17 protein-coding genes are annotated in these 12148 nt (G+C 55.5%); 7 read left to right on the top strand and 10 right to left on the bottom strand.

Going from position 1 to position 12148, the window contains the following annotated elements; genetic code table 11:
* Positions 1 to 32: 32 nt before the first annotated feature.
* Positions 33 to 455, bottom strand: coding sequence for a hypothetical protein (locus LG204_RS11740; protein ID WP_230337441.1), 423 nt, complete (start codon positions 453 to 455; stop codon positions 33 to 35).
* Between the two features lie 40 nt (positions 456 to 495).
* On the bottom strand, positions 496 to 657 hold the full coding sequence (locus LG204_RS11735; RefSeq protein ID WP_013441969.1) for a DUF1328 domain-containing protein: 162 nt from the start codon (positions 655 to 657) through the stop codon (positions 496 to 498).
* 119 nt (positions 658 to 776) lie between these two features.
* Here LG204_RS11735 and LG204_RS11730 point away from each other — a divergent pair, with 119 nt between their 5' ends.
* From LG204_RS11730 to LG204_RS11700, 7 genes are all read left to right on the top strand, one after another.
* Positions 777 to 2180: a sensor histidine kinase gene (locus LG204_RS11730; RefSeq protein WP_230337440.1), complete on the top strand. Its 1404-nt coding sequence runs from the start codon at positions 777 to 779 to the stop codon at positions 2178 to 2180.
* A gap of 216 nt (positions 2181 to 2396) precedes the next feature.
* Entirely contained in the window at positions 2397 to 2912 is a 516-nt protein-coding gene (locus tag LG204_RS11725; protein WP_230337439.1) for a BON domain-containing protein, read from the top strand.
* A gap of 3 nt (positions 2913 to 2915) precedes the next feature.
* Entirely contained in the window at positions 2916 to 3149 is a 234-nt protein-coding gene (locus LG204_RS11720; protein ID WP_230337438.1) for a BON domain-containing protein, read from the top strand.
* 42 nt (positions 3150 to 3191) lie between these two features.
* Entirely contained in the window at positions 3192 to 3554 is a 363-nt protein-coding gene (locus tag LG204_RS11715) for a hypothetical protein (protein WP_230337437.1), read from the top strand.
* A gap of 217 nt (positions 3555 to 3771) precedes the next feature.
* Positions 3772 to 4113, top strand: a complete 342-nt coding sequence (locus LG204_RS11710; RefSeq protein ID WP_230337436.1) for a BON domain-containing protein — start codon at positions 3772 to 3774, stop codon at positions 4111 to 4113.
* A 161-nt stretch (positions 4114 to 4274) separates the two neighbouring features.
* A complete protein-coding gene (locus tag LG204_RS11705) occupies positions 4275 to 4556 on the top strand; it encodes a hypothetical protein (protein ID WP_230337435.1) in 282 nt (93 codons plus the stop codon).
* Between the two features lie 221 nt (positions 4557 to 4777).
* Positions 4778 to 5287 (top strand): BON domain-containing protein, encoded by a 510-nt coding sequence (locus LG204_RS11700; RefSeq protein ID WP_230337434.1) that lies wholly within the window; start codon positions 4778 to 4780, stop codon positions 5285 to 5287.
* Between the two features lie 75 nt (positions 5288 to 5362).
* On the opposite strand, the gene LG204_RS11695 is transcribed toward LG204_RS11700, so the two are convergent.
* The 8 genes from LG204_RS11695 to dhaL all read right to left on the bottom strand — a co-directional run bounded on the left by LG204_RS11695 (position 5363) and on the right by dhaL (position 12093).
* Positions 5363 to 5902 carry a lipocalin family protein gene (locus tag LG204_RS11695; RefSeq protein WP_328441798.1) on the bottom strand — a complete coding sequence of 180 codons (540 nt, stop codon included), beginning with the start codon at positions 5900 to 5902 and terminating at the stop codon, positions 5363 to 5365.
* A 14-nt stretch (positions 5903 to 5916) separates the two neighbouring features.
* The gene (locus LG204_RS11690) at positions 5917 to 6375 is read right to left on the bottom strand and encodes a YaiI/YqxD family protein (protein ID WP_230337433.1); all 459 of its coding nucleotides are present in this window, start codon (positions 6373 to 6375) and stop codon (positions 5917 to 5919) included.
* On the bottom strand, positions 6372 to 8003 hold the full coding sequence (locus tag LG204_RS11685; protein WP_230337432.1) for a DEAD/DEAH box helicase: 1632 nt from the start codon (positions 8001 to 8003) through the stop codon (positions 6372 to 6374). The genes LG204_RS11690 and LG204_RS11685 overlap by 4 nt, the downstream gene beginning before the upstream one ends.
* Positions 8004 to 8274: 271 nt before the next feature.
* Positions 8275 to 8988: a pseudouridine synthase gene (locus tag LG204_RS11680; protein WP_230337431.1), complete on the bottom strand. Its 714-nt coding sequence runs from the start codon at positions 8986 to 8988 to the stop codon at positions 8275 to 8277.
* Between the two features lie 81 nt (positions 8989 to 9069).
* The gene (locus tag LG204_RS11675) at positions 9070 to 9606 is read right to left on the bottom strand and encodes a DUF3617 domain-containing protein (protein WP_230337430.1); all 537 of its coding nucleotides are present in this window, start codon (positions 9604 to 9606) and stop codon (positions 9070 to 9072) included.
* A gap of 59 nt (positions 9607 to 9665) precedes the next feature.
* Positions 9666 to 10343, bottom strand: coding sequence for a ribose-5-phosphate isomerase RpiA (gene rpiA / locus LG204_RS11670; RefSeq protein ID WP_230337429.1), 678 nt, complete (start codon positions 10341 to 10343; stop codon positions 9666 to 9668).
* 58 nt (positions 10344 to 10401) lie between these two features.
* A complete protein-coding gene (gene dhaK / locus LG204_RS11665) occupies positions 10402 to 11391 on the bottom strand; it encodes a dihydroxyacetone kinase subunit DhaK (protein ID WP_230337428.1) in 990 nt (329 codons plus the stop codon).
* A 63-nt stretch (positions 11392 to 11454) separates the two neighbouring features.
* Positions 11455 to 12093 carry a dihydroxyacetone kinase subunit DhaL gene (gene dhaL, locus LG204_RS11660; RefSeq protein ID WP_230337427.1) on the bottom strand — a complete coding sequence of 213 codons (639 nt, stop codon included), beginning with the start codon at positions 12091 to 12093 and terminating at the stop codon, positions 11455 to 11457.
* Positions 12094 to 12148: the final 55 nt, after the last annotated feature.

The following is a 12148-nucleotide window of genomic DNA, read 5'->3' as shown; positions in this document are numbered from 1 at the left end:
TGGCTGGCAAATTCAAGCTGGCAATGTTGCGATTACTCTTCGTTATGGTGACTGCCGAGCAGATAGCCGAGAGCGGCACCTGTACCGAAGACCACAGACAGGCTTAGCAGGGTACGCTTGCGCACAATCTGCTTGGAGCGTGTTTCACCCACTTTGAAGGCTTGCTGGACTTCTCCGCGCAAGGTATTGCTCCAGTCGCTAAGCTGCGTGCTCAGCTGGTCTTTGAGGGTTTCCAGTTTCTCGCCGGGATCGTTGGATTCCAGCAAGGCTTTTACATTTTCCAGCAACGCCAGAATTTCATCCTTGGAGGCATTCGATTTATCCTGCAGCTTGTCTTTCAGTTTTTCAGCGGCAACTTTTGCATCCTGTGCAATGTCCGTGACATTGTCTTTAACGTTTTCCGCAGTCGATTCGGCTTTTTGTTTCAGATCTTCCGTTTTGGATGTACCAAACATAGTGTTTCCCTTGTTTTAAAAAATTAATTGAAATAATTGATTACTTTGAGAAAAATCCTGTCAATAATGAGATCACAAAGATCACCAGAAAGATGTAGAACAGGATTTTTGCAATTTCGGCCGCACCTGCAGCGATGCCACTAAACCCGAATAAGGCTGCAATCAGGGCGATGACCAAAAACACGATAGAATAGTTAAGCATTGCGTTTTCCTTGCTTGGCTAAATAGTGATCCCAGCTTAATGGCTTGGGCGTTTCCCCATGAGAGGGGATACTCTGAAACGCTTGTAAGAGAGCGCTTACAAATTCAAATATGACTTTAATGAAAAAAATCTGGACCCAGACGGAACGTGTGATTGAAAAGCTGGGTGGCCGTGTGGTGGCTACCCTGATTGCCGCGATGACACTGACCTTGCTGGCGGTAGTGATTGCCGATGGCTGGATCGTGTCGATCAGCCGGTTGGCGGAAGATATCTTTGTCATCCGCAACAATATCTCCACGCTATCAGACTTGCGCTATCGCGTGACGGAAGCTGAAAGTGCCCAGCGGGGCTATCTGCTGACCAAAAAGGATATGTATGCCACCACCTTCAACGATGCGGTGGCGGCTGCGCGGCTGGATATACGCAGGCTGCGTGGTCTTGTGACAGAGGATAGCAGTCGCATGCCGGTCAATAATGAAAAAGACTGGTTGATGACGGTGAGCGGTACGCTGGAGGCAAAAGCCGCAGAAATGAAGCTCACCATGGCGCTGGCGCATGCCAATCGCACTCTCGAAGCCAATAGTGTAGTTGACCTCGATCAGGGCGTGCAGGAGATGCTCAAGCTGAATGGTTATATTGCTACCTTGCTTACCCAGCAAAATGATGCCCTCAACAAGCTTGTGATGAAACGCCGTAACAGCGTGCTCTACACCCGCATTGCCATTGTCGGTACTTCGCTGGTCTTGCTGGTGCTGGTAATTCTGGTTATCCGGCAATTGCTGAGCGAAATGTCCATGCGCGACAAATTGCGCCAGCGTCTTGAAGAAGAGGTCCATACCTATGAGAGCCAGCTCAACTCGCGTACACAGTTGCTGCGCACGCTGGCCCTAGGGTATCAGTCAGACGTGGAGCGTGAGCGCGAGAAGCTTGCGCGTGAGCTGCATGATGAACTGGGGTCGATCCTGACGGCGACCAAGATGGACATTTCCTGGGTGACGCGTAAAACCCGCGATACCTTCCCCGATGTGGCGGACAAGCTCGCAAAAACCATGCGTTACATTGACCAGGGTATCCAGTTCAAGCGCCAGGTGGTGCAGGACCTGCATCCCTCCATGCTGGCCACCTTCGGTTTCTGGGCGGCCTTGCGTTCGCTGATTTCGGATATGGCCGAGCGCAATCAGTGGGAGCTTAACCTTGTTTTGCCGGACGAGAGCGTCAAGTTTGGCGATACCATCGGCTTGATTGTGTACCGCGTCGTGCAGGAAACACTGAATAACGCCAGCAAGTACGCCAAGGCGAGCAAAGTATCGATACACCTCATGGCCGAGCTGGCCTTCGTCAAGCTTGAAATTGAAGACAATGGTGTCGGGGCGGATCTCAGCGTCAGCGGCGGTACTACCCACGGCTTATCCGGCATGCGTCACCGCGTCATGGCGATTGGTGGCAATCTCGAAATCCAGTCTTCGCCTGGACATGGCATGCTTACCCGCGCCCTCATCCCACTGGATATCAATCAAACATAGTGGATATTTCCTTCTCGGATCAACATCGAAACGCCCTGTTTGCATGCCTGCAAACAGGGCGTTTCCAGCTGTAGTCTTCATCTGACATCAATTACAGAGTAGCGCTGACTGCTTACCCGTCACGCATCCCGTAGCATGCCTCCAATGCCAGTAGAGCTACTGTTGGCAAATTTGTCTCCGGCACGTTTCGATGCCGGACAAGAACAAGGAGAAATCATGAAAACAATCCGTACAACCAATATCGCAACCCTGGCACTGCTTGCAAGCATCGGGCTCGGCTCCAGCTCGGTATTTGCCTTCGGCACTGCCGATACTATCGACCAGACGCCTCTGGCGACCGAATTTCGCAATCTGGATACCAACAGCAATGACCTGCTGACCCCAGCTGAAGCCTCCAAAGACAAGCTCTTCACCAAAAAGCACTTTAAGGCGGCGGATGTAGACGGCGATGGAACACTGGATCAGAAGGAATACTCTGAATATAAGTCAAAAAACCAGCAAAAGAATGCCAAACGTGTGATCAACGATAGCGTGATTACCAGCAAGATCAAAGCCAATATCCTGAAGGATGAAGGCTTCAAGGGGCTGGAAATCTCGGTGGAAACGCACAATGGCGTAGTACAGCTGAGCGGTTTTGTAGAGAACAAGGCCCAGATTGAGCGTGCCAAGGAAATTGCGGCCGCTACCGAAGGTGTAAAATCCGTACATAACAGTTTGATTGTAAAGGGCTAGGTCATGAACCTCTCGAGCATGCTGGACGATATGATGACGACATTACGCGTTAAAACCAGCCTGCTGCGAGAGGCGGGTTTTCTGGGAATCACTCTTGGCGTGGCGACCCGCCATGGCGTGGTATACCTGAGCGGCAAGATTGCCTCTTATGGCGATATTGCTGCGGCCATGGAAATTGCGCGCGGGGTATCTGGCGTGCGCTCAGTGCAGAATGGCTGCCAGTTGCGCCATGCGTGATGAGCAATCCCGAAACCCCTTTTTCACTAGATCCTTTTTACGATGCGCTTTGACATGAAGCAGGTTAGGAAGCATGAACGGCTGATCAATATGGCGGCACTAAGTGTCATCGTATTTGCGTTTACTTCCAGCATTATCATGGTCGGTTGGTTTATCAAACAGCCCCATATCGCGGCTGATAGCCCCTCTCTGGAGGCGAGACACCAGCGTGAGCCATCGTTGGAGAAAAGCGAGCCGCATTTGCCTGCCGAGGAGTTGCCTCCGGCTACCGGGGTCATTCTCTCATCTGATTTTTCGCTATCAATGCCACTGTTTTGTCAGGGCAATCCCTCACATGGATTGATCATTCCAAAGCCTGTACGCGGGCTTTTTCATTTTCATGGCTTACGCGCCAGCGCTCCATGAATCCCCTGATATTTCATCATCTCGATGCCCCGCATGCCTTTGTGAATTTATCCCATATGCACGTCGGAACTTGCTGACATCACAATCAGCATGCTTCCGACTGTTGGGTTTTCCTGCCTTGATTATCATGCACTTACTTCATCAAACCCTATTTATGGAGGCCGCCGTGGAGGGTGCATCGGCGTTCTTCCAGCGTTAAACAGAAAGAGAGTTAATCATGGATGACCTGTCAGCCGAACTCATGATGTCAGACTACGTTGCGGAAAGCTTTACCTTGTCACCAGTGGCCGGTATGCCCGATAACTTGGCGAGATCCAGTGAACGCGCGCAACCCGTAGCACCGACGCAGGATGAGCAGATTCGAGAGGCAGTCATGCAGCGATTGCTTGCAGACCCTTATTTCAAGGGGTTTGATATTGAGGTGGAGTCCAAGCGTTGCATCGTCGTACTCAAAGGAGTACTGGGCAGTTATGACCAGATTGCTTGCGCCTATCGACTTGCGGTGACTGTCCCGGGTGTGAAGGCTGTGTATAACGGCCTAGTGTGCAATTATCACTAAGAATGAATTATCACTAGGCAATGCATGTAGGCCTTTTCCTACTCAAATTCAGGAACTGGTCGGACGGACAACATGGGAACTAACTCCTAGAATGCCACTAAACGTTAAAGCAAGCCTAAGCAATGCACGCCATCTTTACCAAAAAAGCAGGGAGACGAATCATGAAAAAAAATCAGAATATCCAACACCACGGTCAATACCACTGGTTAGTCAATCTCGCTGCATCCAGCCTGATCTTGTTTGCGGTGGTGGGTAGCTTGTCCTTATTCGTCCCTGAGCTCAAGCAGTCGGCTATCACGCCTGAGGCGTATGTCAACACGATCCGGCAGGATGAGTTTGATCGCAGCTATCTGCATCAAGCCAGCCCTGATAGAGAAATTCTGAATATCAACCCTAAGACTGAGAGCAATGCCTTCACGCGCGTGAAAAAAGTGACGGCCTGAATTACTCTTCGGCCATTGCCCCCAAAGCGCCCTTGTGGCGCTTTTTTATTGTGCCGGTTTAGTGGTCTGGTTGATTTAGCTGGCATTAAATGTGCATGAATCCATGCACATGCCTGCGTGTAGGCTGGAGCCGACACTAAAAAGTGCCGATTGCCGACGGCTGAGCTGGCGCTGCGCTTGTAGACTGAACGCATATCCATCAGACATTGAAGGGAGTTTATATGCACACATTATCATTGATGAACCGTCTCCTGGCGGCGACCTGGATGACAGGGGTGCTAGTCAGCCAGCCTGCCATGGCGAGGCCCGACGACATCACGGAAAATCCGCAAATAGAGGCGTTTAAAAAGCTGGATGTGAACAAGGATGGTGTACTCAGTGTGAAAGAGGCCACTAAAGATTCCCTGTTCAATACCACCCACTTTGCCAAGGCCGATATCAACAAAAGCGGCACGCTGGATCAGCAGGAATACATGGATTACAAATCTGCCGAACAAAACAAAGAGGTGGAGCGGATTGCCGATGACAGCGTGATTACCGCCAGTATCAAGGCGGCGATTGTGAAGGAGGAGGGCTTCAAGGGCTTGCAGATCAGCGTGGAAACGCATCGTGGGGTCGTGCTCTTGAGTGGTTTTGTCGATGCGCAGGCGCAGGCGAATACGGCCGAGCGACTGGCCAGGGAAACTACAGGTGTTAAATCGGTCAAGAACAGCCTGATCGTGAAACGCTAGCTTTCAAACGCAAGGCGTAAAAAAAGCCGGAGCATGGCCTCCGGCTTTTTTATTACCTGCGTGTCTGTGCGCCGCTTATGGCTTTTCAGGTTGATGCGGGTAGATCAGCTTGTCGGTGGCAAAGCCCAGGCTCTTTGCTTTTGCCAGCAGGGGCTCCAGTGTTTTTTGAGGGAGTTGCGGGGTGCGGGACAATATCCAGAGATAAGAGGTATCTGGCCCGCTGACCAGTACATGCTGGTACTCCGGGTCTAGCGCCAGAATATTATAGGCACCGTAAAACGGCCCGAAAAAAGATACTTTCAACATGCCGGGGTAGCGACCGTCGGCATCGGCTGGCTTCAGGAAATAGGCTTTGCCTTCGGCTTCCTGCCATTGGGCTTTTGCTGGATCATAGCCACGATTAATCACCTTGATACCCCCATCCTCACGCGGAGAGTAGGTGGCGGATACCTGCTCCAGACCACGCTCGAAGCTATGGTCAAGGCGAGCGATTTCATACCATTTCCCCAGATAGCGCTGTGCGTCTACCTTGGTGACAGGTTCGGCGCCGGGCGGCACGCCCATACAGGCGGTCAGCAGGCAGAAAAGGGCAAGCGCAAACAGTCTGTGCAGCATGGTGTTTTTTCCTGTTATTGGGTGGTTTTGGGCAGGCGCGCCAGAAAACGATCCAGCGATGCGGCAAAAGTCTGCCTGTCCTGCTGGTTGAGTGTGGCAGGTCCCGAGAGTTCCACGCCGCTGCTGCGCAGGGTTTCCATCAGGTTGCGCATGCTCAGCCGCTCGTGGATATTGGCCTTGTCGTACATTTCCCCACGCGGATTAAGTGCATGCCCATCCTTGGCAATCACCGCGGCGGCCAGCGGAATATCGGCCGTAATGACCAGATCGCCCGCTTCCAGTTTTTCGACAATTTCATTGTCCGCCACGTCAAACCCACCCGGTACCTGCATGGCTTGCAGATAGGGTGAGGGCGGCAGGCGTAGCAGCTTGTTGGCAACAAAAACAGTGGGCAGGCGACAACGCTCCGCTGCGCGGTAGAGTATTTCCTTGATGACGACCGGGCAGGCGTCGGCGTCTACCCATATCTTCATCTGCCGCGACCACCTCCGCCGCCACTACCGTTACGTGGCCCTTTGGGCATGTGGCGTGGGCCTGGCTTGGGGGCAAATATCGGCGTCTGTGGCAGGGCCTGATGACGGGCTGCTTCTGACAATGGCTTGCCTGCGGCAGCGGCATCCTGTGGTTTGCGGTTCCCTTGCGCGGCACCATTGGCGCCGTTAGCCTTGCCAGACTGCGGGCGGCGCTGGCCTTGCGGCTGGGCGCCATTGCGTGACCCATTCGCATTGGCAGCCGCCGGTTTGCCTTGGCGTGGCTGACCGCCTGGGCGGGCAGGATTTTCCCGGGCCTGACGGGGTTGCGAGGGCGATGCTTGCGAATCACGAGGCTGGCTTTGGCGGGCTGGATTCTGGCGTGGTTGGCCCTGACGAGGCTGGCCTTGCCCCTGGCGTGGACGTGGAGCGCGTGGCTCACGCTCTTCGCTCGCGGCAGATTTGTCTACCGGCGATGGTACAAAGCCTTCAACTTCCACGCGCGGAATTTCGCGCTTGATCAGGCGTTCAATGCCTTTCAGCAGCTTGATTTCTTCTTCATCTACCAGCGATACAGCGGCGCCGCTACTACCCGCGCGCCCTGTACGGCCAATGCGATGCACATAGTCTTCCGCCACATTGGGCAGCTCAAAGTTCACTACTTGCGGCAGCTGGTCAATATCCAGTCCGCGCGCGGCAATATCGGTCGCGACCAGCACCGGCAGGCTGCCATCCTTGAATTGCGCCAGTGCCTTGGTGCGGGCGGACTGGCTCTTGTTGCCGTGAATGGCGGCGGCGGGGATGCCATCCTTGACCAGTTTGTCGGCCAGGCGATTGGCGCCATGCTTGGTGCGGGTGAAAATCAGCACCTGCTGCCAGTTGTTCTGCTTGATCAGGTGGCTGACCATGTCGCGCTTGTGGCTCTGGCGCACCAGATGCACGGTTTGCTCCACCAGTTCTGATGCGGTGTTGCGGCGCGCCACTTCAACAAAGCCCGGGTTATGCAGCAGGCCATCGGCCAGTGCCTTGATTTCATCGGAAAAAGTCGCCGAGAAGAGCAGGTTCTGACGCTGTTTGGGCAACAATGCAAGCACGCGCTTGATGTCGCGAATAAAGCCCATGTCTAGCATGCGGTCGGCTTCGTCCAGCACCAGGATTTCCACGGCAGACAAGTCGACGGTTTTCTGGTTGGCGTGATCCAGTAATCGGCCAGGGGTTGCCACCAGAATATCCAGCGGCTTTTTCAGTTGGGCGACCTGCGGGTTGATGCCCACGCCGCCGAACATCACCATGGATTTCAGCGGCAGGTATTTGCCATAGGTTTGTACGGATTCTTCCACCTGTGCGGCCAGCTCGCGCGTGGGTGTCAGGATCAGGCAGCGCGGCTGCCCGGCTTTGTTCTTGGCGGGGCGGCCTTGCAGCAGATGCAGCAGCGGCAGAGTGAAACCCGCAGTTTTGCCGGTGCCGGTCTGTGCGCCAGCGAGCAGATCTCCCCCGGTTAATACCTGAGGGATGGCCTGCAACTGAATAGGGGTGGGCGTGGTGTAGCCAGCATCGACAATAGCACGCAAAATGGGTTCGGCAAGGCCGAGCTGGGCAAAGCCAGCGGCGTTTTCAACAACGGTAGACAAGGTTAAAACTCCTGCAGCTGCCTATTGCTTTGTGAGCATACCAATTCAGGCAACGAGATGGGGTGATGTGAGGGATGCTGCGGTCATTGGTGAAGCGCAGGAACCCGCATTATACGGTAATGCCTGTGACTTGCGGGTATGAGATTCGGTTCCATGCCCAATCTTGCCCATCCGGCCTTGGTGCTGAGCTGTGGCGGATGCGGCATCGATGGTTTTTGCAGCGGTGGCATAGCGATGTTATCGGCTACTTTCCCCACCGTGCTTAGGATCATCAGGCGCGGGCTGCGCCATTCAACAAGGCCAGCTGGCTTTCGGTAAGCCAGCGCCATTCGCCTTCCGCCAGGTCGTCTGGCAATACCAGCTCGCCAATACGAATACGCTTCAGGCTTTCCACCCGATTGCCCACGGCGGCCAGCATGCGCTTCACCTGGTGGTATTTGCCTTCTGCCAATGTCAGATGCAGCACCTGATCACTGATCTGCTTGCAGGCCAGGGCTACGATGGGAGCAGGCTCATCCACCAGTTGCACGCCTTCCAGCAATTGGCGTATCTGTTCAGCATCCACCGCGTGCTTGGCGCCAACTTCGTATATCTTGGGCACTTTCCATTTTGGCGAGCTCATGCGGTGTATGAACTGACCATCGTCCGACATCAGAATCAGGCCGGTCGTGTCTTCATCCAGCCGCCCTATGCATTGCACGCCGCGTTCCAGCAGCGGGTGCGGCAGCAGGGCAAACACGCTGGGGTGATGCTGAGGCTTGTGCGAGCACTCGTAGTTGGCAGGCTTGTTCAGCATCAGGTAAGCCTTTTCCCGATACTCCCATGGCTCATCGTTCACCGTGAATGCCAGCTTGTCAGTGTCAAAATCGGCAAAGGGGTTATCGCAAGGCTCGCCATTGACTGTCACCGCATGGTGGCGGACCAGGATGCGGCAGTTTTTGCGGGAGCCGAAGCCCTGTGCGTGGAGGATACGTTCAAGATGCATGAAATAAAGACTCAGTGATAAGCGGGTTAAAAGCTCGGGTTAGGGTCATCAGATGCCGGGGCAGCAAAGGGTGCACCGACATCATGGAAAGGTAGGGGTGTCTGCATTGCAGGCAGCCTGTACCCAGCGGCCACTAAAGTCGGTGGTCTGGTCGATAGGCCCCAGCTCATTGCTGGTGCCCTGCGCCGTCAATTGGCCTTTGAATGCGGTGTCGCTCTGCAACTGCATCGTAAATTTGCCGGTACCCTGCAAGCTGCCGGAGCATACCACATCACCATTCACCTGTTTACCGGCATGGCGGTAATTGCGGATGACGCAGCCCTGGTCATTGGCGGGTACGATGGGCTTTTCGAGCCTGGCCTGTTCGGGTGTCAGGCATTGCAGCACGGTCATGGGCTGATTGCCCACCGGCAGCTGTATGCCCAGCATTTCCAGCTGCTGCAGCTGTTCGTCAGGAATCTGCGGCATATTGTGCAGCTTGAGCTTGATGCTGGTTTCCCATAACCCCGGCCGCAAGGCGTCGGCGGCAAGTGCGGGATGGCTGCCGATAAGGCCCGCGCAGAGCCACAAGCCCGCGCCGAGTTGCGCTATGACAAACCGCGGACGCGGTGACTTCATTGAAGATGCAGTATGTAGCAATCTAGCCCTTAACAAATCTGCTCCTGAAAAAAATCCCCTCATGCAGACACCACTTCCACCTGCCCCTGGTCGGCAATCAACACCAGGCTGGCGAGGCCACGAAATACGCCATGCTCAACCACGCCGGGTGTGTTGTTGAGCAGAATATCCAGCTCGGCATCGTCCAGCCAATCGGGGAAGCGCACATCCAGCACATAGCTGCCGTGGGCGGTGACGGCGACGTTATCCTTGGTGGCATTCAGGCGTAGCTCGGCCTCGCCGTTGGCTTTTTCCAGCGCGTGGCGGACGATCTTCCAGGCGGCTGGCATTACTTCAACGGGAATCACGAATTTCTCGCCTATGCGGCTGACTTGCTTGCTCTTGTCCGCCACCACCACAAAGCGCTCGGCGGCACGCGCCAGCAGTTTTTCCATGACCAGGTCCTGGCCGCGGCCTTTCAGCAGGGTCAGCCCCGGCGTGATTTCATCGGCACCATCCACATAAAGGTCAAAATGCCCCAGTTGCGAGATATCCAGCAGTGAAAGGCCATGCTCGGCTGCCTTGATGGCGCTGATGGTGGAGCTGGCCACGGTGGTGATGCGCAGGCCCTCGTCACGCTGGCGACGGCTGAGCGCTTCGATGAAGTAATTGGCGGTGGAGCCGGTGCCTAGGCCGACGATCATGCTGTCTTCCACCAGGCTGGCGGCATGCTCGGCTACCAGTTGTTTGTCGTTCATGATGCTGCTCCTTTTCGCGTGAGCGTGATGAGGCGGTTATTCGGACGTGCAGACAAGGTTACATGCCCCGACGCAGGGCGGCGGTATGTACTGGGCTATCCCAGTGCTGCTTGATCTCGTCATCAAGCAGGCACACTGTGATCGAGGCGCCTGCCATATCCAGCGCGGTGGTGTAGTTGCCGACCAGCGAGCGGCTGATGATGAGACCATGGGATTGCAGCAAACGTGCGGCGCTGTTGTACAAGAGGTAAAGCTCCATCAGCGGTGTAGCGGCAAAGCCATTGACCAGCAGCAGGATTTCACTGCCAGAGGCGGGGGCCAGATCATGCAGTATCGCCTTGACCAGGTCTGCCACAATCTCATCCGCGGGGCGCATGGCTTCGCGGCGGCGGCCGGGTTCACCATGAATGCCGACGCCCATTTCCAGCTCCTGCTCGCCCAGCTCAAAGGTGGGTTTGCCTGCGGCCGGTACCGTACAGCTGGTGAGTGCCACACCCATGGAGGCTGTGCGCCGGTTGACTCTGTCGCCCAGCGCCTTGCAGGTGGCCAGGTCGGCTCCGGTTTCTGCCAGGCTGCCGACCACTTTTTCCACGATCACGGTGCCCGCGACGCCGCGACGCCCCGTGGTGTAGGTGGAATTTTCTACCGCCACATCATCGCTGGTCAGCACGGTGGCGCTTTCACAGGACAGCATTTCTGCTGCCATTTCAAAGTTCATGACATCGCCCGCGTAATTCTTGACGATGAAGAGCACGCCCTTGCCGCATTCCACCGCCTCGGCGGCGGCCAGCATCTGGTCCGGGCTGGGCGAGGTAAACACAAAGCCGGGGCACACCGCATCCAGCATGCCATATCCCAAGAAACCGCTATGCAGGGGCTCGTGGCCAGAGCCGCCGCCCGAAATCACGGCTACCTTGTTCTGGGCTTTTTGGGCACGCACCAGGTAGTTGGGATCAAGATGCAGCGTCACTAGGTCCGCATGCGCGGCGGCAAACCCTTGCAGGCTCTCGGTGAGCATGGTGTCGGGCTGGTTCATGAATTTTTTCATGGGGTCTCCTCCTGCTTTTTGTGATGGCTATTATTTGAGTCAGGGCAATGCTTGGGCGATGCCTTAATGGGCTTGGCCCAGCAGCATGTCGCACACGGCATGGATCATCACCTGGCAGCTTTTTGCACCGGGGTCGATATGACCGATGGCGCGTTCTCCCAGCCCGGCAGCCCGGCCTTTGGTCGCCAGCATGTCGCGCGTGGCCAGCATGCCTTTTTCTGCTTCAGCCTTGATGGCATTCAGGAGGACTGCATCAAGCTCGGCATGCGTGCTCGCAAGCTGGGTGAAAAGGGTAGATACCGGTATCAGGACATCCATCATGGTCTTTTCGCCCACCTGGGCTTTGCCACGATGCTGAATGCCGTCTACGCCAACCGCAAACAGCGCGGCATGATCGGCGAGCGAAACGGGTGCCTTGAGCTTGATGGCTTTTGCCATCTCCAGAAAAAAGCTGGCAACCAGCGGGCCGGAAGCGCCGCCTATGCTGGACAGCACTTTCATGCCGATTTTTTGCAGGGCGGCATCGGTAGGCAGGCTTACCAGCTCTGGCCGCATGGCGGCGGCTGCCGCGCAACCGCGCTTGATGTTGATGTAATGATCACCATCGCCAATGTCGCGGTCCAGGCCCTCGATATCGGCCTCATGGCTGAGGATGGCGGAATTGACGGCATCAATTGCCGCCAGAATAAAATCAGTATTCACGTGTTGGATACTCCTTCGGCTGGTGCTGGCGTAGCCGGATGGCTTATGGTGTCGA

Origin of the sequence: Methylovorus menthalis, assembly GCF_020523625.1 — a bacterium.
Lineage (GTDB): Bacteria > Pseudomonadota > Gammaproteobacteria > Burkholderiales > Methylophilaceae > Methylovorus > Methylovorus menthalis.
The sequence above is the reverse complement of the archived record's forward strand: the minus strand, read 5'-3'. Positions and strand labels throughout refer to the sequence as shown.